Raw genomic sequence first — 19,388 nt, forward strand, 5'->3', positions numbered from 1 at the left:
GTGCCCCGGTGGAGGCGAAGATCGCGGTCATGATCCCTGAGACCACCCTGACCGGACACAGCGAGGACCCGGGCATCAGTGCCGACCGGAACTGGGTGATCCCAGCCAGCGATGTCCGCCACCTCGCCGGTGATCCCCGCACCTGCCACGACTGGTACCACGCCACCACCAGCCCGCGCCAGCCGGGCGCAGGGGACGTCTCTCCGGACATCCTCTCGATCACTTACACCGGACGCTACGCTCCGGCCCGGCTGCGGGATGCCATCATCTTCCGCGATGGGGTCTGCCAGGCCCCGGGGTGCACCATCCCGGCTCAGCGCTGCGATCTTGACCACCGGCTCCCCTACCCAGCAGGCCCCACCAGCGGGCCCAACCTGCAGGCCCTGTGCCGACGCCACCACCGGATCAAGTCCCACGGCCTGCTGACCACCGAAGAGGACCCGGCCACACCACCGAAGACAGCAGCACCGATGGGCCCGGGATCACCATCAGCGCCGCCGAATCCCCCAGCGCCACCTCGGCCCTGTCGGTCCCAGCACAGACCCCCACCCCTGACACGTCTGAACTGGACAGCACGGCGGGCCATGCCGCGCGCCCTGAACTCTCACCGTCGCGCCGCACCTGCCGGACCCATCGACCTGGTCCACACCAGTCATCGTGTCCACATCCGTGGCCACCCCTGACCACCACCGCATCCGCCACATTCACTGCTCTACATGCTGAGGACGGCCCCCACCCGGGTGCCGTCCTCAGCATGCCCACGCCACTCCATGGCCGCCACAGCTACGCTGTCTCCATGCGTGACTTCTCCAGTCGGCCTGACATCGACCATCTCGCGCTGCTCGCCGCCCTGCAGCGGGAGTTCCACGCGCATCTGCTCGTCGCCGACCCCGACGCGCCAGTGCCCTCTTGTGGCAGGTGGACCGTCCGGGACCTCACCGTGCATCTCAGTGACGTCCACCTCTGGGCGGCGGACATGGCTCAAGGCCTCGCCTCGGCCCCTGACGAGGAACGCCCCGCAGAACACCCGGAGGACCTCGCCGCGCACTATCGCTCCTGCGCCGCCCACCTCCACGAGACCCTCACTCAGCTCAGCCCCGATGCTCCCGCGCGGATCTTCGGAGGTGACGGAACGGCGTCGTTCTGGCGACGTCGCCAGGTGCACGAGACCCTGATCCACCTCCATGATCTCGCCGAGTCTCTCGATGCCGAGCCACCCGAGGCGGGGGCCGAGGTGTGGGCCGACGGAATCGACGAGATCATCACCGTCATGCACCCCCGCCAGGTGCGGCGGGGACGCGCGGAGCCGCCGTCGTCGTCGGTCCGCGTGACCGCCACGGACGCCGCGACCAGTTGGGTCATGCCCGAGGACGCAGAAGACCCGGCCGCGGAGATCCGCGGCCGGGCCCAAGACGTCGCTCTGCTCCTCTGGGGGCGGCGCGACCTCGCGACCTCATCTCTCGAGGTGCGCGGTGACCGCGCCGCCGTGCAGCAGCTGCTGGATCAGCCGATCACTCCGTGACGTCGATGATGATCTTCCCGGAGCCGGCGCCGGCCTGATTGTGCGTCATCGCGTCGGCCGCCTGCTCCAGGGGGAAGTGCCGGTCGATCTCCACGCTCAGGGCGCCGTCGGCGACTTTAGCCAAGAGCTCGGCGAGCGTCTGCCCGTCGGGCCGCACCCACACCCAGCGACCGCCGTGCTCCTCCACTGAGGGGTCCGCGATCGACACGTGGCGACCGCCCTCGGCCAGCACGTCCAACGTCTGCTCGAGCACTCCCCCGGCGAAGTCGGCGACCGCCGTGACGCCTTGGGGCGCCAGGCCACGGACTCGCTCTGCGAGCCCCTCGCCGTAGGTCAGCGGCTCCACGCCCAGCGCGCGAAGCTTCTCGTGATTCCGCTCCGAGGCCGTGCCGAGAACCCTGGCGCCGGAAGCCGAGGCCAGCTGGGCCGCGAGATGACCCACTCCCCCGGAGGCGCCGTGGATGAGCAGAGTGTCGTCCCCGGAGAGACGCAGGGTCTCCAGGGAGCGCAGCGCGGTGAGACCCGCCAACGGCAGGCCTGCGGCCTCATCGAAGGACACGCCCTCGGGCACGCGCGCCACGGAAGTGGCCGGCAGAGCCACAAACTCGGCATAGGTGCCGCCGTGGACGACATCTTTGCGGGCGTAGGACGCCACTCGGTCTCCTGGAGAGAACTCGGGGACGTCGGGGCCCACCGCCTCCACCACCCCGGAGACGTCCCATCCCGGGATCACGGGGAACACGGCATCAAGCATCGCGTCGAGCCCACCGGCCATGAGCTTCCAGTCGACGGGATTGACTGCGGCGCGCTCCACCGCGATCAGCACCGCGCCGGGGCCCAGCTTCGGGGTCGGCTGCTCGGTGAGCTGCAGAGTGTCAGGTGAACCGTACTCGGAATAAGTCATCGCACGCATGGTGGAGAAAACCGTCCCAGCCGCGCACGCATTCCCGCTGTTCGCCCTCAGATGAGCTGCCGGACGCCGGCCGAGGCCCGGACGAACCCGCAGGTTTTGAACACAGCACGGTCCTGAGGGTCAGAGAAATCGGCGAAGAGCCGCCTGTGTCCCGCCTCTCGTGCCATCTCGGCGGCGCGCTGCACCAGCGTCTCCCCCAGCCGGTGATGCTCGGGATCCAGGAGCAGCTCCAGGACGACGGCGTCCTGGTCCCGGTCGCCGATCACCCGCACGAACCCCACCAGCCGACCAGAAGACGTCGCGGTCACCCAGCTCTCCCGGCCGTCAGCGCTGCGCGGAGACCATCCCGAGGGGGTCCCGTCCGGGTGCACGCGGGCGCGCAGGCCCTCGAGTGCCTCAGCATCGAGCTCTCCGTCCACCTGAACGTCGGGCTCGGAGTCCGAGTCTCCGTCCCGCCGCCGACGACGGCGCCCGGCCCTGCGCTCAGACCGGTTCCTGGCGAAGGCACCACCCAGAGAGGCGGCGATGGTGACGAAGAGTCCCACCGCCAACAGCGCGTAGAGCATGGTGAAGACCTTCGCCAATGGGCTGCTCGGCACCAGGTCCCCATAGCCGACGGTGAGGCCGCTGACCACGGAGAAGTACAGGGCATCGAGGACGGGCCACCCCTCGCTGAGCGTGTAGAAGATCGTGGCGCTGAGCACGAGCATCAGCAGACTCAGCAGGGCTCCGCGAAAGACGAGATCCTGCCACGCCGTGCGGAGGGCTGAGAGGAAGCGGGTGAGCATCAGCGTCAGTCCGAGCATGACGGCATCCTACGCCGACACCGGCCACCCCGGACCGGCCAGGACGCGTATGCTCGGGCCATGGACCACCAGCAGCTGAACTCCGGAACCAGCATTCCACGCATCGGATACGGCACCGGCCGGTCGTCGGACCCGGCCAGGAACGTGGCCGCGGCCCTGCAGGCCGGCTACCGCCACATCGATACTGCCCAGATGTACGGCAACGAGGCCGGCGTCGGGGAAGGACTCCGCGCCTCGGGCGTCGCCAGAGATGACGTCTTCATCACCACCAAGCTCGACAACGGCAACCATGCGCCCGACGACGTCGACCGCAGCCTGGACGAGTCGCTGGCCCGTCTCGGCCTGGACGCCGTGGACCTGTTCCTCATCCACTGGCCCATGCCGATGCTGGAGATCGACTACGTGGACACGTGGCGGGCCATGGTCGCCGTCGCCGAGTCCGGACGAGCCCGGGCGATCGGCGTCTCCAACTTCGAATCCCACCATCTGGAGCGGATCATCGAGGCCACCGGCGTGTTCCCAGCCGTGGATCAGATCGAGGCGCACCCGTACTTCGCCAACGATGAGCTGCGCCGCTGGTGCTGGAACCACGGGATCGCCGTCGAAGCGTGGAGCCCGCTCGGCAAGGGGGACGACCTGACGGACCCCGCCGTCATCGAGCTCGCCGACCGGCTGGGACGCACCCCTGCCCAGGTGATCCTGCGCTGGCACCTGCAGCGCGGCGACGTGATCATCCCCAAGACGGACCATCCCGAGCGGATGGCCAGCAACCTGGAGGTCCTGGACTGGGAGCTCGCAGCCGAGGACGCCGCCGTCCTCGACGCCCTGGACCGGGGTGAGGACGGCCGCCGGACCGCGCACCCGGACCACGTGCCGGCCGCGGGCTGAGCCGGATCAGTCCTCGTAGACGATCTCCACGCGGCGATTCGCGGCGTAGGTGGCGGGGTCCTCCTCCTCTTCGGTGACTGCCGGCTCGGTGTCGCCCTTGCCGGAGACCTCCAGCGTCAGATCGGGCCTCTCCTCGCTCAGGACGTCGGCGACCGCTTCGGCCCGCCGCTCCGAGAGCTCCTGGTTGTCGAACTCCTCGCCCGTGGGGACGGAGTCGGTGTGCCCGGTGACCTGCACCTCGGCGCTCTCTGGGATCTCGTCCACCAGCTCGGCCAGGTGGTCGCCGGCGCTGTCAGGCAGCTCCCAGCTGTTGATGCGGAAGAGGATGTCGGTGGACAGGGAGATCAGGTTCTCCTCGGCGGCCTCCACGGTGGGATCACCCAGATGTTCAATGAAGTCCTGCGCCTCGTACCGGTAGATGAAGGGGTCAGGGTCGTAGGCGTGCACGGCGTCGTCCATCTTCAGGTCCTCGGGGCGCTCCGGCGGGCCGTCGAGGGTCTCCGTCTGCTCGACCGGGGCCCCGACATGTCCGGGATGGACCGCCGCCGTCGTGCCCAGCAGGACGACCATGCCGACGGCGACCCCTGCGGGGATGCGCACATCATGGCTCCTCATCGCTGGATCTCCACGTCCTGGAACTCCTGAACCCCGGGGACGACCGCGACGTCGACCGTGTCGATGTCATCCTCAGGAGCAGGGAAGTACGCCCAATGCGTGATGAGCTCCCCATGCTGAGCCTCGATGTCACCGACGGGGGACGCCCACGCACCGGTGGCGAATGACCCGCCGAGCCATCCGCCTCCTTGGGCGAACTGGTTCGTGGTCTGCCGCGGCACGTGATATGCCTTCAGATTCTCACGGTCGTTCACCACCGGCAGCAGAGTGGTGCTGCCCAGGCTGTGCAGGTTCTGGAAGAGATGCACCGCGGAGGGGTCCTCGTACTCCGGCATGAAGCTCACCGTCAGGAGCATGGCGTCGTCCACCACCTCGAGGGAGTGCAGTCCCATGGTGACCTCCCCCTCGGCGAAGCTGCCCTGGATGGGGTATGTGATGGTCTGCACCGCGTCGTCCATGGTGAGCGTGACGTCCTCGGCAGGCTCACGCGGCTCGTCGGGCGATTCCTCAGACGCCACCTCGGGGCTCTCCTCAGACGCGGGCTCGGGGCTCTCCTGCCCCGAATCGTCCTGCGGCCCACCTCCGAGCGTTCCGCATCCGGTCAGGGCCAGGACTCCAGTCAGGCCGATGATTGTGGTCAGCGATCGGGACACCATGACGACTCCTCGGGATTCACTGCAATTTGCATATGCAATACCGTATGTCGTGGTGCATTGCGGGTCAACCCCAGCAGGGGCTCAGGATCCGAGGAACTGCCGCAGGACTGAGGTGAAGACCTCCGGCTGAGCCGCATGGACCCAGTGACCGGCGTCCTTGATACGCAGCAGCTGCGCCTGAGGGAAGAGCTCGCGCATCACGGGACGGTGCTCCTCGGCGATGTAGTCCGAGTCGGCGCCGGCGACCCAGAGCACGGGTCCGGTGAACTGCGCGTCACCAGCGTCAGGGAAGCCGCCGATCACGTCGAGTTCAGAGCGCAGAAGCTCCAGGTTGGACAGCCACCGGAACGTCCCGCCCTCACGGACCAGGCTCTGCAGCAGGAAACCGCGGGTCATCGCCTCCGGAATCGGCTCCTGGAGCTGCTCCTCGGCCTCGCGGCGTGAGCTCAGGCGGGTCAGGTCGAGGGTGGCGAGGCTGTCGAGAAGATGTTCGAACTGACCCATGGATCCCCCGGAGGACACCGGAGAGATGTCCACCACCACGAGCCTGTCGATCAGCTCGGGATGACGCAGGGCCAGCACCATCGCCACCTTGCCGCCCATCGAATGCCCGACCAGATGGACGGGACCCTCGGCCGCGACACCGGAACTCAGCTCCGCGGCCACATGATCCGCCATCTCCGCGTAGTCGATTCGCTCGGTCCACCCGGACCGCCCATGATTCGGCAGGTCCACCAGCAGGCTCCGGTGCTCCGGAGTCAGACCCTTCGCGATCTGGGTGAAGTTCTTCCCCTGCCCGAAGAGCCCGTGCAGGAAGACCACCACAGGGCCGCCCTCTCCGATCAGGGTGGTGCGCAGGCTGAGATCCGTCGAGGTGCTCACAGCCTCCAGCCTACTGGCGGCGGACTCAGGTTCCCACCGGGACCTGCGAGACGGGCCGGACGGTGTGCGACCAGGCAGTGAAGACGCCGAGCAGCCGGGTGCCCGCTGCAGCGAATGCGGCGTCGACGTCGGCATGCCAGGCATCCACCACCCCGCTGGGCAACGGCCGCGAGGAGGAGAAGGCCACCACTATGGAGGGCACACCGAGGGCGGCCAGGACCTCCAGCATCTCGCGACGCTCCTGCCCGTCGGCCTGCCAGTCGGTCTCGCTGATGAGAATGGGCGGCGGGTAGGCGACTCCGCGCTCGTCACAGGAGATCAGCAGCAAGGTGTCCTCAGCACGCAGCTTCTCGCTGAGCACCCGGTCGACGACGGCGCCGGCGACGCGCGGCGAGGTCAGCGGCACGGCAGTCCAGTCCTGGGGGAGATCCTCGAAGCTCATACCCCGATCCTGGCGGTCGGCGGCGGGCGGCCACCACCCCCTCCGGGAATCTGTGGAGAACTCATCCACACCTGCGCGGGCCTCCGGCCACCAGGTCGAGGTTCAGGCATCCGATGCGGCAGACTCGTCCCCATGGACGATCTGCATGTCTTCCCCGGCCCCGGTGCGCCGCACGGTCTGCGCGTGCCGCAGGCAGAGCTGAACGAACAGTTCTCCCGCGCCTCCGGCCCTGGCGGGCAAGGTGTGAACACCACAGACTCCCGCGTGCAGCTGAGCCTGGATCTCGCCACGACGACGGCGCTGACCGAGGAGCAGCGTCAGCGAGCCCTCCACCGCCTCGCCTCCCGACTCACCGGGACCATGCTGACCATCAGCGCCTCGGAGCACCGGTCGCAGCGCCGCAACCGGGCCACCGCGCGGCAGAGACTGGCCGCCCTGCTGCGCGATGCCGTGGTCCCTGAGACCGCGCGCCGGGCGACGCGCCCCACGCGGGCCTCACGCCGTCGGCGGCTGGAGGCGAAACGGAGGCGCTCCGAGACCAAGCAGCACCGTCGTCGTCCTCACCCTGAATGACGCCACTCTTCGAGCGTCTCAGACTCCTTCGCGGCGCATCACGGTGACGGAGAAGTCGGCGTCGTCGTGCCAGGCCCGCAGGTCCCAGGTGGCGAAACGATGCTCGACCCACAGCCCGGCGTCGGCGGCATGCCGGTCGAAGTCCTGCAGGCTCAGGTGGCGGTCCACGTGGAAGCCGAGGATCAGGAAACCCTCCTCGGTCACGCAGTCTCGGACGCGCCGCAGCACCTGGACCTCCGTGCCGGGAGCGACGAACACCATGACGTTGCCCGCCAGCAGGGCGGCGTCGAAGGGCTCGGCCTCCCCCAGCATCTCCAGGGTCAGCTCGGAGAGGTCTGCCACGGCGTAGCGGGGGCCGGGGTGATCCTGCCGCGCGGCGGCGACGAGCTCGCCGTCCGCATCGACGCCGACCACCGTGTGGCCGCGGGCGTGCAGCTCGCCGGACAGCCGCCCGGTGCCGCAGCCGGCGTCGAGGATCCGGGCCTGCCGCGGGACCATGGCGTCCACCAGGCGCGCTTCACCCACGAGGTCCTTCCCCTCGTCCGCCATGCGGCGGAAACGGTCGATGTACCACTGAGAGTGGTCGTCCCCGGTCTCAGTCACCCAGCGGGTCGGTTCAGCCATGGGCCCCACTGTACTGGCGGCCGCACGATCATCGGGTGCAGCACTCGGACGGGACACAAAGTCCAGACGACCGACACCGCTGCAGGCATGAGCCCCGCCGGGGTCAGGAAACGGCGGCACGGACGATCTCTACGACGCGACGCTCCGTCACATCGTCCAGCTCGTCGACGAACCACGCCGACGGGAGAAGCCGACCCTCTCCTTCGCCTGCCGGAACGGGCCCGGCCTTCTCACTCACCCCGAGCGAGATCAGCTCGTCATTGCGGATGAACACCAGGATCGGGGAGCTCACCGACCTCGCGTAACCGGGCATGCCGTACCAGATGCGTGGTCTCAGATCCGGCGCGGCCTCGAGGATCACCTCGTGCAGGCGGCGCATGACAGACCGCCGGGGCTCGTCCATCGCCGCAATCTTGCTGACGACCTTCTCGTGGTTCTTCGCAGTCCTGTCCGTCATGATCATGTCCTTTCGTCAGCCGCCTCGGGCAGGCGGCACCGTGGTCTTCCGCGCAGGTCGATGCGCGGCACCCCATCCGGACATGTCCTGATCTCCTCAGGCCTCTCCGCAATGATTCAGGCGATCCGTCGCCTGGAAGTGCAGTCGACGGCCGAGTCCGCCGTCATCAGCAGAGTACCAAACCGCAGGGCCGCAGGAGTGCCTGACAGTTCGCCTCATGACGGCGACGCGCGCCCACTGCTGACGCTGCCGAGGGGAGATCGACGTTCCGTTCCATCCCATCCAGCAGGCACCGACCGATGCCCGGGCGATAGTCAGCACGTGATGATACGGCCGCCGGCGAGCGGCAGCGGTCACGCGTCCGTGACGCGGTAGCGGAGCAGGACGCCCCCGGTGTCCACCGCGCGCGACTCGAGGAACCGGACCGGACGCGCAGCGGCGCGCGCCTTCAGCAACGGTGTGCCGGAGCCGAGGATCACCGGAGCGACACCGATCAGAAGTTCATCGACGAGGCCGGCCTCGAGAAGTGAATCCACGAGCTCCGCACTGCCGAAGATGTATATGGGCGGGTCGGTGCTCTGCTTCCGGCGCGCCAGTTCCCCGACAGGGTCGGCGGTGACCTCGGTGTTGTTCCACTCGGGTTCGGTGAGCGTCCGGGAGGCCACGAGCTTGGGGATTCTGTTCATGTACCGTGCGATATCCGGCTCACTGGTGTCGCTCGACCAGTGGGCCGCCATTCCTTCATAGGTGGCGCGTCCGAAGACGAGGAGCCCGGCCTCCTCGCCGAAGTGGAGGCTGAGATCGCGCAGATCGTCTCCCCAGATGTGTTCGTGGAGACGGAGGTCCCACGGCTCGTCCCCTTCGAAGAAGCCGTCGATCGACATGATGTTCCACGCGATGAGCTTTCCCACGGGGGGCCTTCCTGACAGCGAGATCGAGTGAGGCCCACACAGTAGCCCGCTGGCCCACCCCGCACAACTGCTGCTCGACCCGAGACGGACGGGAAACCTCACCCGCCCCTCAGCGGGGCCGCAGGCCCGCCAGAACCATGGCCAGCACACCATCGGCGAATTCGTCATCCAGCGGGCCGGTTCGCAGCAGCCAGCGATGGAAGACCGGGCCGAAGAGGAGCTCCGCCGCCAGCTGCGGATTAACGGACTCACCGGCCTGACCAGCCTGGACCCCTGCCGTGATGCGCGCAGCGGTGGCGTCGAGCTGAGGACGGAGCAGCCGGTGCACCAACTCGTCAGCGATGACGAGGTCCGTCTGAATCTCTGCGGTGATCGCGCGCTGGAGGCGGTCGGTGGCGGGCTCGGTCAGCGCGGCGACGGTCCCCCGCAGCACGGCCCGGAGATCCGATTCGAGGTTACCGGTGTCCGGTAACGCCACGGACCCGCCGTCCTGCGAGTTGGCCTCCAGAATCGCATCAAAGACGACGGCGGCCTTTGACCTCCACCAGCGGTAGATCGTCTGCTTGCCGACGCCGGCGGCCGAGGCGATGCCTTCGATGCTCAGCCGGGCGTAGCCGACGTCGCTGATCAGCTCGCGCGTCGCAGAGAGGATCGCTCGGCGGGCTCGATCGCTGCGTCGGGACGCGTCAGGTTCCCGCGCTCCCGACGTGGAGGTCTCCGGCGCAGGCGTCATGCCGGTAGAGTACCTCATCACGAGACGAGACGCACCGTCTTGACAGGATGAAGCGTCGCTCATGATACTGGCGAGACGAACCGTTTCGCTGAAGGGAACGTGCCATGCCTGAGACACCAGCTCGCGTCCGCACCTGGCTCATCACCGGCGCAGGCCGCGGACTGGGTCGCGCCTTCGCGCAGGCCGCCCTGGCACAGGGAGACCGCGTCATCGGAACCGTCCGCAGCCCCGGAGCGATGTCGCAGCTGGTCGATGCCCATCCGAACTCAGCCCGGGAGGTTCTGCTCGACGTCCGTGACGCCGAGGCCGTCACCGCCGTCGTCGATGACGCGGCCCAGGAGTTCGGCGGTCTCGACGTCGTCGTGAACAACGCCGGCGCGGGCTTCGTCGGCGCGATCGAGGAGGTCGAGGAGCAGCAGGCCCGCGACCTCGTGGACCTGAACCTGTTCGGCGCCATGTGGGTCTCGCGCGCCGCGATCCCCCACCTGCGGGCCGGCGGCGGGGGCGACATCGTGCAGATCTCCACGGTGGGCGCCGTCGGAGCCATGCCGACGTTCGGGGTGTACAACGCCAGCAAATGGGCCCTCGACGGGTTCAGCGAGGCGCTGTCCGCCGAGGTCGCACAGTTCGGCATCCGGGTCACGATCGCCCAGCTGGGCGGCTTCGCGACCGACTGGGCCGGGACGAGCATGACGTTCGCCGAACCGAAGCCCGAGTACGACGCGCTGCGCACCGACCTCTTCGGCACCCCCGTTGTCCCGTGGCCCGCCCCTGATGCCGACACGCAGCCGACGGACGCGGATCCTCGCCTCGCCGCCGACGCCCTGATCGCGCACTTGGGCGACCCCGTCCGCCCCCTGCGGGTCCTGATCGGCGACGACGCCCCGGAGCAGGCCACCCTGGCCTACGCCGCCCGCCGTGATTCCTACGGGGCACGCCGCGGGTTCGACTGGCCGGAGGACACGGCCTGACGAGCACCCCCGCCCCGGCCTGCCGCTAGCATGAGCGCATGGAGAGTCGATGACGGGCTGGACCTTCGACGCAGAGCTCATCGAATGGCGCGGACCTGCACCATTCGTCTTTGCGCCCATGCCGGAAGAAATCTCTGCCCAGCTGAAGGAGGCCGCCCGGGGTCTCATGTATTGGGGGCAGGTGCCGGTGAGCGCCGCCATCGGCGCCACCGACTTCGACACGGCCGTCTGGCCGAAGGACGGCCGATTCCTGGTGCCGGTGAAGGTCGCGGTGCAGCGAGCCGAGCGGATCGACGTCGGCGACCACGTCACCGTCACGGTGGAGGTGCGGGATCAGCGACCGTGACGGTCCGGGTTCTCCCAGGGCCAGGCGACGACCAGCCAGTCCGCCACCGCCTGGGCGAGCGGCTCGTCCAGCTCGGCGCGGTCCTGCCGCACCCAGGACTGCACCTCCACGTCATGCTCCGAGGAAGCGCAGGGATACAGGTACACGCAGCCGATGACGTCGTCGTCGGGATCGAGCACCGTGAAGGTGAAACCTCGACGCGCGACGAAGTCGGCCGCGTGCCGGGTGAGGTCGGCGAGGTTCTCCTCCGGGCTCATGCCCTGCTCCGGCGGCCAGGAGCCGTCCGGATATCCCGGAGTGGCCCGGATGTGCGCGATGCTCGATGTCCACGCCCGGAGGTCGGCCTCATTGTGCTGCGGACCCAGCGGCTCGAGCCGGAACTGCCGGGTGGCCAATGCGGTCGGCGGGTCGAAGTCTGCGGGGACGAATTCGTGAGGCGCCATGGGGAGAGCCTACGCGCCCCTTCGGGCACTGAGCTGCCGCAGCCCGCTCACGCCCTGAGCCTCAGCGCCACCGGCTCCACCGTGAGAGGCCAGACGCTGAAGAACCCCAGCAGCCAGGTGCCCGCGTCGTCGAAGATCTCCTGCAGATCAGTGGCCCAGGCGGCGACGACGGCGTCGGACAGGCGATGGCGGGAGGACGCCGCCACCAACGCAGACTCCAGCTGCAGGGAGGCCAGGGCTTCCAGCATCTCTCGACGCTCGGACGGCCCGACGTGCCAGTCGATCTCGCTGATCAGCACTGGGGCGGGGTAGGCGACGCCGCGGGCATCGCAGGGCAGCAGAAGCATCGTGCTCTGTGCACAATCCTTCTCACTGATCAGCAGATCCACCACGTCGGCTGCCAGCTGCTGCGAGGTCAGGGGCATCTCGGTCCAGTTCTCCGGGAGGTCTTCGAAACTCATGCCTCGATCCTCCGCCGGGCGCCGCACCGGCCACCAGCCCCTCCGGGCATCTGTGGATAACTCACAGCTGAGGATGGTCTGCGCCCACCGCCCAGCGGCCGTCACCCCCTCGGAGCGTGCCCAGCAGAGACTGCCAAGACGGTGCGCGTACCATCGGGAGCATGGATCGCATCTTCGACACCATCCGCTCGCTCGGCATCCGGCGAGGCCCTGACCGTCTCGTCGCAGGAATCGGCGGTGCCATCGCCGAGAAGCTCGGGGCGAATGTCTGGCTCGTGCGGGCTCTGCTGCTCGCATCGTTCCTGCTCCCGGTGCTGGGGGTCGGAGCCTATGTGATCGTCTGGCTCCTGACGCCGTGGCAGGATGGCCGCATTCCGCTCGAGCAGGCCCTGCGGCGCACCTGAGAGCGGCGGGATCCCTCAGTCCACCACTGCGGCCAGGGCGTCCTTCATCGTCGCCACACATGCCGCCGCATGACCGGCATAGTCGCCGACTGCGACCGTGGCGCCGTCGGCATCGAGCGGGCAGGCCCCTGCGAGGAAGACCAACCTGGCCTCCTTGGGTGCGGTGGCCGCGTAGGCGTACTCGGCGACGTCGGAGAGAGTGGCAGAACGGATGAGACTCACGGCACTGGGCATAGGACCAGCATCCCAGATCAGACGACCTTGTAGCCTGGGGATGATGGCACGTCCAACCGACGATAGGCCCAGCAATGTCGAAACGACTCACTCTTGATCTGCACGACATCTTCAACAGGAGCCGCGACATCGACCGTGCGCTCGCCGAGATCATCGACGAAGCCGAACGCACGAAGGTGAAGACCGTTGAGATCATCCCCGGCAAGGGCAGCGGACAGTTGAAGAAGCGGGTGCTGCGGTTCCTGGACCGCAAGGACGTCAAAGCCAGATATCACCGGGTGGAGAAGGACAGCAAGAACTTCGGGCGCGTGTTCGTGCACTTCAAGCACTGACGGTTTCCTGCACCCTGGGACAGGGAACCGCAGATCGTCACGTCTACCGGCACGGACGGAGGGCCGCAGCGTTGCCGTCGGAGTGCTCGTGGGACGGCGCATCGCGGGGCCCCGCCGACATCGCGACCATCCGCCGATATCCTCACTCCATGGCCGACACCGCAGATCTTGCCCATAACTACCTCAGCCACCTCACGAATCGCGAATGGGACGCCTGGTCCGCGTTGCTCCATCCCGACGTCATCTACACAACGCCGCAGAGCCGCGAGCGCTGGCGCGGCCGGGAGGCGTTCCTGCGGTTCAACCAGGAATACCCGGGCGACTGGCAGCTCACGGAGAAGTGGGTGCTCGGGGACACTGACAGAGCGGTGATCTGGTTCGCCTGGACCGTCGGGGACGACTGCGGCGACGCGCAGTCCTTCCTGTCGTTCGACGACTCCGGCAGGATCACGGAGATCACTGAATTCTGGCCGGAACCATACGACGCCCCAGACCGAGCCACGCCCGCAACCGAGCGCTTCTGACCGGACTCCCCATTTGATGCAGCAGCCCCGCCGTCGGCATCAGATCGACCTGGTACCGCTGGACTGTGTCGAGAGGGATGTCGGTTGGTGAGCATGGAGGCGTATCGGGACACGATCGACGTCAACGTCGATGTCCGCTCGGGCACTCCCCCAGGCAAGGATCCGGACAGCCACAGCCCCGCTCCACGCCGGTCCCACCGGACCCTGTGGAGCAAGCCGTTGCCCCACGGGGACCCTTCACACTCTCGACCAGCCGCCGCTCTGCGTACTGGCACCACCACTCGCACCGCGGGACACTCATCCCGACCAGCGTCCGGATCACTCAAGGTCTTCGGCGGCGTCCCGCAGGATCAGCCGAGCGCTTCACCGCTGAGTAGGATGAGGCCTACTAGGCCCTCGCCATTTCGGCGACTGGGGTGATGACCTGCCCCAGGCGTCGGATCGAACGTAAGAAGACGATCAAGGGAACCCAGGACAGTTCAAGGTTCCTGGCCGGAAGACCGGCTACACCGAGCCTCGGTCTACTACTCCCTCGTGAGTGTGCGGACGTCGAGATGGGATGGACGCTAGATGAGCACGACAGGCCATGTGATCACAGCCCTGGCAGCCATACTCTCCATGGGGCGCTACCTCTGGGAACGGGCCACCGTCTGGTATCTGGACATAACGGAGCCGGACCTGTGGGACTTCTGGCTGTTCCTGCCGGATCTGATCATCTTCGCCCTGGTCGTCCTTGCTCTGGTGATGAACAGGGCGCGGATCGCTCTGCGGATCGTCATCGGGGCGCTCTCCGCCATGGCCGTGGGACTGGCCGCCTTCGGGTACGTCTCCGGCATCAACTCGATCGGCGGCGGGTTCGCGCTGATGCTCTCCTGGCCAGCACACTTCATCGTCGGAGTGCTGCTCATCGTCACGATGTTCGCCACTCACATTTCCTCATCGCAGACGGACACGTCAGCGGCAATGGTCCACGTGATCTATAGGAAGCACAGGAGAACCCTCGATGAGGCGGTGATCCTGGCCACGGCCGACGAGCAGATCGCTAGGGACCTGGCCAGAGGCCACGAACGCGACCCCGAGTATGTCGTGGAGTGGGAGAGCCTCCCGGTACCCGACGCCTCACAACAGGAGCTTGCCGACGGCGTCAGCATCCACCTGCTCAGCAGTGGCGGTCCGTCAGACATTCAAGCTGAAGACATCTCAGCCATAGGGCTAAGTGCCTTCATCTCCCGAGACCGGGCAGAACAGGCGCTGACAGATGCCGCTGATGATGATTCATTAGTCGCCCCTCGACTGAGGACTCTGGTCCTCGGACGCGAGCTTCCGCACCCCGTATGATTCCGCAGCCCCGGCACTCGACAACCGAGCTCAAGGGCAACAACAACACGGTCAGCAAGGGCGGAGACGACCACAGCGGCGTGCTGCTCCGAGGACTCCGATGACTCACACGTTGAAACGGAACTCCACCGCGTTCCGGCACGTAGGGCAGTCTGCGCGGGACCCCGATCAGGTGTCGGCGAGCACTGAGAGCAGCTGCTTCTCGATGATTCCCTGCGTCAGATCGACCTGGCACCACTGGACTGTGTCGAAGGAGATCAAGGCTCGAGCCGTGGACTTGCCGTCGGCGATCGAATGTGCCCGAACGATCGGCGTGGGCACCAGGAAGAACATCCGGTCTGGAACGATGGTCAACGCTGTCGCATCGATCGCCCGCAGAGTCGGTGTGGGTTCGTCCACGTCAAACCTGCCGACGAGCGCGACTAGGTCGGGATCCTGGTTCATGCGGAGCGGGGAATGTCCGACGATGGTCTGCTCACTGTCGTGCCACCACGCTGTCTTGACCTCGACGGTGAAGCTGGTTTCACCGATCCGACACCGGAGGTCGTCCCCTCGGTTGCCGCCAACTAGCTCCACGTCGTCAGCGACGGCGTTGAGGACCCCCGCCGTCAGTAGCTCCGCGAGCGATGGCATGACGGTGTCCACGAACCGGGACCACTGTGCAGGCGTGACGTCGAAGCTTCGAGACATGACCCGATCCTATGGGGAGGACCAACCAGGGCGCACGGAGCGAACGCCGACGCGCGCTTGAACTCCGCCAGCTACGGCAGACCGCGACCTGGACGTCCCCGAGTCGTACATCGTCACCTCAGCGCTCGAAGCTCTGGAGCCGGTTGAGCCTGATCACGCCGCCATACATTGAATCGGAACTCCACCACGTTCCGGAACGTAGGACCATCTGGGTTGCAGCCGCTAGCGCTTAGGATCGGGCACGACGAAGCTGCTCACGGCATCCGCCTTGCGTGGACGGCTTCCTCGAGCTTCCCGCTCGGATACTCGGTGTGCGGTCGGCACTCGCGTCCTCGGCGGGTGAGTGGAGGATGAGGCCATCTCACCAGGATCTAGTCAAGCAGGAGAGACGAGCCCTCACGTGATCGCCGGAGGGCTCTCCACGCCTTGCTGAAGAGAATCGCTTGGGCATCGCTGGCGACCCTTAATTCCTGAGTCTCCCGAGAGCCGCCGTAGCTGAGGAAGCGATCTTCTCGGAACGCTCGTTGCCCGTCCACGACGATAGGTCCTGCAAGCCTTCCCGTGCGGCGCTCCTCAGCATCTTGTCCTTCGCCGCAAAGTCAGCGATGAGATGCACAGCGGCGACCTGCTCACCAATCCCAATCGCGTCACGTCCTTGCGGTCGACCATGCGCCGAGGCGAACAGCGACAGGAACTGTTTCGAGGATTCCAATCGTCGACGAAGGTGGAGGTCACGAAATGAAACGATTGCTGCGACCACTGCCGCCGCTGAGGGGATCGCTGCCACGACGATCGCTTGCCAGAACTCCACGGTCTACTCTTCTCCCATACGTTAGGCGGAACTCCGCTGCACATTGAACCTAAACTCCACCGAGTTCCGGCACGTGCGACCATCTGCTGTCACCGTGCAGCCGAAGCCTCCGCGTCCGACAACAGCCAACCGCGCAGAGCACCAATCCACTCATCGAAAGCGTCAAGATGCGCATCGTGGCTCCCCGCCGACAAGTCGACCCGATGGGTCCCCGGACGACGCCGGACCAGCTCGTCCCTTTCGGCGTTGCTGAACATCCCGTTCTTCGCGAAGACTGCGAGCGTCGGAGTCCCCAGAGACTCCCACTCGTCCCAGCGCGGCTCGTGCACGGCCTCGATCGTGCGCTGCATTACGTCGGCGTCGAAGCGCGGTCGCAGTCCCTCGTGGGCCACCTCGAGGTCGGCGATCCACGCGTCCACGATCGCACCCGATCCGAGGAAGGTACGCGCCTCGTCCTCGTCGGTGAACGGCACAGGCCACGACGCGAAGTACTCTCCCAGCCCGACGGCCTCCCCCGGATCGTCGTTGCCGGCGACATGCCCTTCGAGCATCACCAGGCGTTCCACGAGATCCGGGCGCGCCGCTGCGGTGAGGAACGCCGTGTGCGCGCCCATCGACTGACCGACGAGGATGCACCGCTGCCCCGGCGCGTGCTGCGCGAGGACCTGGACGACGTCATCGACGAAGGCCTCCCGCGACAGGTCCGCCGGTCCCCGAGTGCTGAGCCCGTGCCCGCGCTGATCGATGAGCAGTACACGGAAGGCGTCGCTCAGCGCCCATGCTGTCGGCAGCATCTCCCGGGAGCTCCCCGCAAGGCCATGAAGAAGCACCAACGGCAGGCCGTCGCCGCCGAACTCGGTCACGGTGATCGAGACGTGTTCACTCACGCGAGAGTCCAAGGGTCGACCAGCTCGATGCCAGTATGCGCAAAATCCCTGGCGTTGCGCGTCGCGCAGGTCGCGTCGTGGGTCAGGCAGATCGCGGCGATCTGGGCATCGGCCGTACTGATCGGCGCTCCCGCGGCTTCCCGAGTCACGAGCACGTCGGCATAGTGGCCGGCCGCCCGGTCGTCGAACGGCAGCACCGCGCGACTCCCACGGTACGGCGCGAGCGCCGCGTCGATGCGCCTCGTCAACTCATCCTTGCGCCGGCCATCTGGAAGTCGCCGAACTCCCGCCAGGAGCTCGGCGAGCGTGACGGAGGTGATCGCGACATCCCCCGTCAGCGAGGCGAGCCATTCGACGACGCGCGGCTCGGGCGAGGGTCGGAACATCTCCGAGATGACGTTCGTGTCGAGGACGATCACTCGAACTCCACCGCCCGAGCAACGTCGTCGCGCTCCGGGATCGTCAGGTCATCGATACCGCCGACGTCCTGCGCGGCAGCCAACAGCGCCATCCCGATGTGTGGCCGTCGCGCCGCCTTGGTCAAGATGTCACGAACCTCCGCCTCCATGGAACGACCGTGCTCCTTCGCCTGCGTGGCGAGTTGCTGCTTCACGGCATCGTCGAGACCACGAACGATGATGGATGACATCAACAATCACCTCCCTGCTATCAATCATGATAGCTGTCGGAACCTGGGCGGTGAAGATCTCCTCACGAGACGACTCGAGCCCCGTCGATCACAGAGATCGGCGGAGCTCGGCGGGGTTAGCTCAGGCTCACACGTTGAAGCGGAACTCCACCACGTCGCCGTCCTTCATCACGTAGTCCTTGCCTTCCATGCGCACCTTGCCGGCGGACTTGGCGTCGTTCATGGAGCCGGCGGCCACCAGGTCGTCGAAGGAGACGATCTCGGCCTTGATGAAGCCCTTCTGGAAGTCGGTGTGGATCACGCCTGCGGCCTCCGGGGCGGTGTCGCCCTTGTTGATCGTCCAGGCCCGGGCCTCCTTGGGCCCAGCGGTGAGGTAGGTCTGCAGGCCGAGGGTGTCGAAGCCGACGCGGGCCAGCTGGTCCAGGCCGGACTCCTCCTGGCCGTTGAGCTCCAGCATCTCGCGGGCCTCCTCCTCGGAGAGCTCCACGAGGTCCGCCTCCAGCTTGGCGTCCAGGAACACGGCCTGGGCCGGGGCCACCAGATCGGCGAGCTCCTGCTGCCGCTCGGCGGAGCCGAGCACAGAGTCGTCCACGTTGAAGACGTAGATGAACGGCTTGGCGGTCAGCAGGGACAGCTGGGCCAGGTTCTCCATGTCGAGCTTCTCCGACTCGATGGCGGAGAAGATCGTGTCGCCGCGCTCCAGGACCGCCTGGGCGGCCAGGTAGGCGTCCAGCTGCGCCTGTTCGGCCTTCTTCTGCTTGACCTGCTTCTCGAGCTTCGGGATCGCGTTCTCCAGCGTCTGGAGGTCGGCGAGCACCAGCTCGGTGTTGATGGTCTCCATGTCCGAGGTGGGGTCGACCTTTCCGTCGACGTGCACGACGTTGTCGTCCTCGAAGACGCGCACCACCTGCGCGATGGCGTGGGCCTCACGGATGTTGGCCAGGAACTGGTTGCCCAGCCCCTCCCCCTCGGAGGCGCCCTTGACGATGCCGGCGATGTCCACGAAGGAGACGGTCGCCGGCAGGATCTTCTGCGAACCGAAGATCTCGGCGAGCGTGTCGAGCCGCTCGTCAGGCAGATTCACCACCCCGACGTTGGGCTCGATCGTCGCGAACGGGTAGTTCGCCGCGAGGATCGTCTGGCGGGTGAGCGCGTTGAAGAGTGTCGACTTGCCCACGTTGGGGAGTCCCACGATTCCGATAGTCAGTGCCACGGTCACCTAACCTATCGCGCGCAGTCATGCCGATGCGACTCGGCGGGCCCGCTTCTGGTCCTC

Annotated in this window: 29 protein-coding genes and 1 pseudogene; 11 read left to right on the forward strand and 19 right to left on the reverse strand. The window is 67.3% G+C overall.

The window, feature by feature from the left end:
* Positions 1-683: pseudogene (locus tag Q7C18_RS13930) on the forward strand (HNH endonuclease signature motif containing protein); the annotation flags it as partial.
* A gap of 113 nt (positions 684-796) precedes the next feature.
* Positions 797-1,522, forward strand: a complete 726-nt coding sequence (locus tag Q7C18_RS13935; RefSeq protein ID WP_070161937.1) for a maleylpyruvate isomerase family mycothiol-dependent enzyme — start codon at positions 797-799, stop codon at positions 1,520-1,522.
* Here the strand turns inward: Q7C18_RS13935 and Q7C18_RS13940 are convergent.
* Positions 1,512-2,426, reverse strand: coding sequence for an NADP-dependent oxidoreductase (locus Q7C18_RS13940; RefSeq protein ID WP_311025884.1), 915 nt, complete (start codon positions 2,424-2,426; stop codon positions 1,512-1,514). The genes Q7C18_RS13935 and Q7C18_RS13940 overlap by 11 nt on opposite strands.
* Before the next feature lie 56 nt (positions 2,427-2,482).
* On the reverse strand, positions 2,483-3,241 hold the full coding sequence (locus Q7C18_RS13945; protein ID WP_311025885.1) for a GNAT family N-acetyltransferase: 759 nt from the start codon (positions 3,239-3,241) through the stop codon (positions 2,483-2,485).
* Positions 3,242-3,301: 60 nt separating this feature from the next.
* Here Q7C18_RS13945 and Q7C18_RS13950 point away from each other — a divergent pair, with 60 nt between their 5' ends.
* Positions 3,302-4,129, forward strand: a complete 828-nt coding sequence (locus Q7C18_RS13950; protein WP_311025886.1) for an aldo/keto reductase — start codon at positions 3,302-3,304, stop codon at positions 4,127-4,129.
* 6 nt (positions 4,130-4,135) lie between these two features.
* Here Q7C18_RS13950 and Q7C18_RS13955 read toward each other — a convergent pair whose 3' ends face one another.
* From Q7C18_RS13955 to Q7C18_RS13970, 4 genes are all read right to left on the reverse strand, one after another.
* Positions 4,136-4,744 (reverse strand): OmpA family protein, encoded by a 609-nt coding sequence (locus Q7C18_RS13955; RefSeq protein ID WP_311025887.1) that lies wholly within the window; start codon positions 4,742-4,744, stop codon positions 4,136-4,138.
* The gene (locus tag Q7C18_RS13960) at positions 4,741-5,400 is read right to left on the reverse strand and encodes a hypothetical protein (protein ID WP_311025888.1); all 660 of its coding nucleotides are present in this window, start codon (positions 5,398-5,400) and stop codon (positions 4,741-4,743) included. Before Q7C18_RS13960 ends, Q7C18_RS13955 begins: the two co-directional genes overlap by 4 nt.
* A gap of 81 nt (positions 5,401-5,481) precedes the next feature.
* Complete coding sequence (locus Q7C18_RS13965; protein ID WP_396954372.1) at positions 5,482-6,291, reverse strand: alpha/beta fold hydrolase; 810 nt, start codon at positions 6,289-6,291, stop codon at positions 5,482-5,484.
* A gap of 16 nt (positions 6,292-6,307) precedes the next feature.
* Entirely contained in the window at positions 6,308-6,724 is a 417-nt protein-coding gene (locus tag Q7C18_RS13970) for a hypothetical protein (RefSeq protein WP_311025890.1), read from the reverse strand.
* A gap of 132 nt (positions 6,725-6,856) precedes the next feature.
* Between Q7C18_RS13970 and arfB the strand changes: the two genes are divergently transcribed.
* On the forward strand, positions 6,857-7,297 hold the full coding sequence (gene arfB, locus Q7C18_RS13975; protein ID WP_311025891.1) for an alternative ribosome rescue aminoacyl-tRNA hydrolase ArfB: 441 nt from the start codon (positions 6,857-6,859) through the stop codon (positions 7,295-7,297).
* 18 nt (positions 7,298-7,315) lie between these two features.
* On the opposite strand, the gene Q7C18_RS13980 is transcribed toward arfB, so the two are convergent.
* The 4 genes from Q7C18_RS13980 to Q7C18_RS13995 form a co-directional block, all read right to left on the reverse strand.
* Positions 7,316-7,921 (reverse strand): class I SAM-dependent methyltransferase, encoded by a 606-nt coding sequence (locus tag Q7C18_RS13980; protein ID WP_311025892.1) that lies wholly within the window; start codon positions 7,919-7,921, stop codon positions 7,316-7,318.
* A gap of 103 nt (positions 7,922-8,024) precedes the next feature.
* The gene (locus Q7C18_RS13985) at positions 8,025-8,378 is read right to left on the reverse strand and encodes a DUF1801 domain-containing protein (RefSeq protein WP_311025893.1); all 354 of its coding nucleotides are present in this window, start codon (positions 8,376-8,378) and stop codon (positions 8,025-8,027) included.
* A gap of 353 nt (positions 8,379-8,731) precedes the next feature.
* Positions 8,732-9,289 carry a dihydrofolate reductase family protein gene (locus Q7C18_RS13990; protein WP_311025894.1) on the reverse strand — a complete coding sequence of 186 codons (558 nt, stop codon included), beginning with the start codon at positions 9,287-9,289 and terminating at the stop codon, positions 8,732-8,734.
* A gap of 109 nt (positions 9,290-9,398) precedes the next feature.
* Positions 9,399-10,022, reverse strand: coding sequence for a TetR/AcrR family transcriptional regulator (locus Q7C18_RS13995; protein ID WP_311025895.1), 624 nt, complete (start codon positions 10,020-10,022; stop codon positions 9,399-9,401).
* A 104-nt stretch (positions 10,023-10,126) separates the two neighbouring features.
* Between Q7C18_RS13995 and Q7C18_RS14000 the strand changes: the two genes are divergently transcribed.
* Both Q7C18_RS14000 and Q7C18_RS14005 read left to right on the forward strand, forming a co-directional pair.
* The gene (locus Q7C18_RS14000; RefSeq protein ID WP_311025896.1) at positions 10,127-10,993 is read left to right on the forward strand and encodes an SDR family NAD(P)-dependent oxidoreductase; all 867 of its coding nucleotides are present in this window, start codon (positions 10,127-10,129) and stop codon (positions 10,991-10,993) included.
* A gap of 49 nt (positions 10,994-11,042) precedes the next feature.
* Complete coding sequence (locus tag Q7C18_RS14005; protein ID WP_311025897.1) at positions 11,043-11,339, forward strand: DUF1905 domain-containing protein; 297 nt, start codon at positions 11,043-11,045, stop codon at positions 11,337-11,339.
* On the opposite strand, the gene Q7C18_RS14010 is transcribed toward Q7C18_RS14005, so the two are convergent.
* Positions 11,327-11,782: an N-acetyltransferase gene (locus Q7C18_RS14010; protein WP_311025898.1), complete on the reverse strand. Its 456-nt coding sequence runs from the start codon at positions 11,780-11,782 to the stop codon at positions 11,327-11,329. The genes Q7C18_RS14005 and Q7C18_RS14010 overlap by 13 nt on opposite strands.
* Positions 11,783-11,829: 47 nt before the next feature.
* On the reverse strand, positions 11,830-12,243 hold the full coding sequence (locus tag Q7C18_RS14015; RefSeq protein WP_311025899.1) for a hypothetical protein: 414 nt from the start codon (positions 12,241-12,243) through the stop codon (positions 11,830-11,832).
* 161 nt (positions 12,244-12,404) lie between these two features.
* Here Q7C18_RS14015 and Q7C18_RS14020 point away from each other — a divergent pair, with 161 nt between their 5' ends.
* On the forward strand, positions 12,405-12,647 hold the full coding sequence (locus tag Q7C18_RS14020; RefSeq protein WP_070161889.1) for a PspC domain-containing protein: 243 nt from the start codon (positions 12,405-12,407) through the stop codon (positions 12,645-12,647).
* Positions 12,648-12,662: 15 nt separating this feature from the next.
* Here the strand turns inward: Q7C18_RS14020 and Q7C18_RS14025 are convergent, their stop codons facing one another.
* Positions 12,663-12,881, reverse strand: a complete 219-nt coding sequence (locus Q7C18_RS14025) for a hypothetical protein (RefSeq protein WP_396954369.1) — start codon at positions 12,879-12,881, stop codon at positions 12,663-12,665.
* 74 nt (positions 12,882-12,955) lie between these two features.
* Between Q7C18_RS14025 and Q7C18_RS14030 the strand changes: the two genes are divergently transcribed.
* The 4 genes from Q7C18_RS14030 to Q7C18_RS14040 all read left to right on the forward strand — a co-directional run bounded on the left by Q7C18_RS14030 (position 12,956) and on the right by Q7C18_RS14040 (position 15,075).
* Positions 12,956-13,213: a Smr/MutS family protein gene (locus tag Q7C18_RS14030; protein WP_070161884.1), complete on the forward strand. Its 258-nt coding sequence runs from the start codon at positions 12,956-12,958 to the stop codon at positions 13,211-13,213.
* A 149-nt stretch (positions 13,214-13,362) separates the two neighbouring features.
* The gene (locus Q7C18_RS14035) at positions 13,363-13,737 is read left to right on the forward strand and encodes a nuclear transport factor 2 family protein (protein ID WP_311025900.1); all 375 of its coding nucleotides are present in this window, start codon (positions 13,363-13,365) and stop codon (positions 13,735-13,737) included.
* 93 nt (positions 13,738-13,830) lie between these two features.
* Positions 13,831-14,157, forward strand: coding sequence for a DUF6994 family protein (locus Q7C18_RS16780; RefSeq protein ID WP_396954373.1), 327 nt, complete (start codon positions 13,831-13,833; stop codon positions 14,155-14,157).
* 150 nt (positions 14,158-14,307) lie between these two features.
* A complete protein-coding gene (locus tag Q7C18_RS14040) occupies positions 14,308-15,075 on the forward strand; it encodes a hypothetical protein (RefSeq protein WP_311025901.1) in 768 nt (255 codons plus the stop codon).
* A gap of 168 nt (positions 15,076-15,243) precedes the next feature.
* On the opposite strand, the gene Q7C18_RS14045 is transcribed toward Q7C18_RS14040, so the two are convergent.
* The 6 genes from Q7C18_RS14045 to ychF form a co-directional block, all read right to left on the reverse strand.
* Positions 15,244-15,720 carry a hypothetical protein gene (locus tag Q7C18_RS14045; protein ID WP_311025902.1) on the reverse strand — a complete coding sequence of 159 codons (477 nt, stop codon included), beginning with the start codon at positions 15,718-15,720 and terminating at the stop codon, positions 15,244-15,246.
* Positions 15,721-16,228: 508 nt separating this feature from the next.
* On the reverse strand, positions 16,229-16,576 hold the full coding sequence (locus tag Q7C18_RS14050; protein ID WP_311025903.1) for a hypothetical protein: 348 nt from the start codon (positions 16,574-16,576) through the stop codon (positions 16,229-16,231).
* A gap of 89 nt (positions 16,577-16,665) precedes the next feature.
* Positions 16,666-17,463: an alpha/beta hydrolase gene (locus Q7C18_RS14055; RefSeq protein ID WP_311025904.1), complete on the reverse strand. Its 798-nt coding sequence runs from the start codon at positions 17,461-17,463 to the stop codon at positions 16,666-16,668.
* Positions 17,460-17,882: a type II toxin-antitoxin system VapC family toxin gene (locus Q7C18_RS14060; RefSeq protein WP_311025905.1), complete on the reverse strand. Its 423-nt coding sequence runs from the start codon at positions 17,880-17,882 to the stop codon at positions 17,460-17,462. Before Q7C18_RS14060 ends, Q7C18_RS14055 begins: the two co-directional genes overlap by 4 nt.
* Complete coding sequence (locus tag Q7C18_RS14065) at positions 17,879-18,112, reverse strand: FitA-like ribbon-helix-helix domain-containing protein (RefSeq protein WP_311025906.1); 234 nt, start codon at positions 18,110-18,112, stop codon at positions 17,879-17,881. The genes Q7C18_RS14060 and Q7C18_RS14065 overlap by 4 nt, the downstream gene beginning before the upstream one ends.
* A gap of 127 nt (positions 18,113-18,239) precedes the next feature.
* Positions 18,240-19,325: a redox-regulated ATPase YchF gene (gene ychF / locus Q7C18_RS14070; protein WP_311025907.1), complete on the reverse strand. Its 1,086-nt coding sequence runs from the start codon at positions 19,323-19,325 to the stop codon at positions 18,240-18,242.
* Positions 19,326-19,388 lie beyond the last annotated feature (63 nt).

Origin of the sequence: Nesterenkonia sp. CL21, assembly GCF_031705515.1 — a bacterium.
GTDB lineage: Bacteria > Actinomycetota > Actinomycetes > Actinomycetales > Micrococcaceae > Nesterenkonia > Nesterenkonia aethiopica.